Origin of the sequence: Kitasatospora sp. NPDC093558, from assembly GCF_040683475.1 — a bacterium.
GTDB lineage: Bacteria > Actinomycetota > Actinomycetes > Streptomycetales > Streptomycetaceae > Kitasatospora.
Map to the genome: position 1 here is coordinate 1 of NZ_JBFBDY010001257.1, position 1,252 is coordinate 1,252.

The 1,252-nt window shown below is 71.5% G+C and carries 1 protein-coding gene; it reads left to right on the forward strand.

Translation table 11 applies throughout. The annotated features are described in order from the left end of the window. Positions 1–1,167: FAD-binding oxidoreductase (locus AB0O00_RS40160; RefSeq protein WP_363659607.1), on the forward strand; the 1,167-nt coding region annotated here is incomplete at its 5' end. Between the last annotated feature and the right edge of the window lie 85 nt (positions 1,168–1,252).

A 1,252-nucleotide genomic window follows, 5' to 3' on the forward strand; every position in this document is an offset into this window, starting at 1 on the left:
GTGCTCGACCTGAGCGGCATGAAGCGGATCGACGTCGATCCCGAGACCCGCACCGCCACCGCCGAACCAGGCCTCACCTGGGGCGAGTTCGACGCCGCCACACAGAAGCACGGCCTCGCCCTGCCCGGCGCTCGCAACACCGATGTCGGGATCGCCGGTCACACCCTCGGCGGCGGCGTCGGCGACCTCTCCCGCCAGTACGGCCTCACCAGCGACAACGCCGCCTTCTTCGACCTGGTCACGGCGGATGGCCTGCGGATTCGGGCCGACGCCGAGCAACACCCCGAGCTGTTCTGGGGCCTGCGCGGCGGCGGAGGCAACTTCGGCGTGGTCACCCGGTTCGGTTTCCGGCTGCACCCCGTCACCCACGTCCTGGCCGGACCGCTGATCCACCCCGCCCCACAGGTCCGGGCCGCTCTCCGCGCGGCCCGCGACTGGCTGGCCACCGCGCCCGACCAGGCCTCCCTGATCGCCATCGTCTGGACCGCGCCACCCCTGCCGTATGTCCCGGAACACCTGCACTTCGAACGCGGCGCGATGCTCATCCCCACCTGGTTCGGCCACCCGGACGACGGCGAGGAGATCCTCGCACCGCTGCGCAAAGGCAGCCACGGCGGCCCGCGACCGGTCGCCGACGGGGTCGCGCCGATGCCCTACGCCGACTACCAGCGGCTGCTGCCCTCCCCGCCCAACTACGCCGACCAGCACGTCTACAACCGAGGCGAGCTGCTCACCGAGCTCTCCGACGCCACCATCGACTCGCTGCTCGGCCAGTGGGACGCCGCCGGCCCGAACTTCTCGGTGGTCCTCGGCGCCCTCGGCGGTGCGATCAGCCGCGCCCCGGCCGGACCCACCGCGTTCACCCACCGGCAGGCGCAGTGGTTCGCCGAGATCTGCGCCCAGTGGTACGGCGCGGCGGACAACCCCGTCCACGTCCGCGCCGCCGTACAGGCCTGGCGCTCGCTCCAGCCCGTGACCCGGGGCCCGTACCTGAACCTGCTGCCCGACCCCGAACCCGAGTGGGTGCATGCCGCCTACGGCGCCGACACCTACCAGCGGCTGGCCCGCCTGAAGCAGACCTGGGACCCGCAGAACGTGTTCCGGTTCAACGCCAACATTCCACCCACTCCGTTGCGGACCGACGAAGAAGAAGGCCGAGAAGCATGAGCGAGCGAAGCGAGCGAATCATGAATAGGCGCGTATGGGCGAATGCCCCTGCCGAGCGAAGCGAGGCGGGCGCATGAGCACCGCC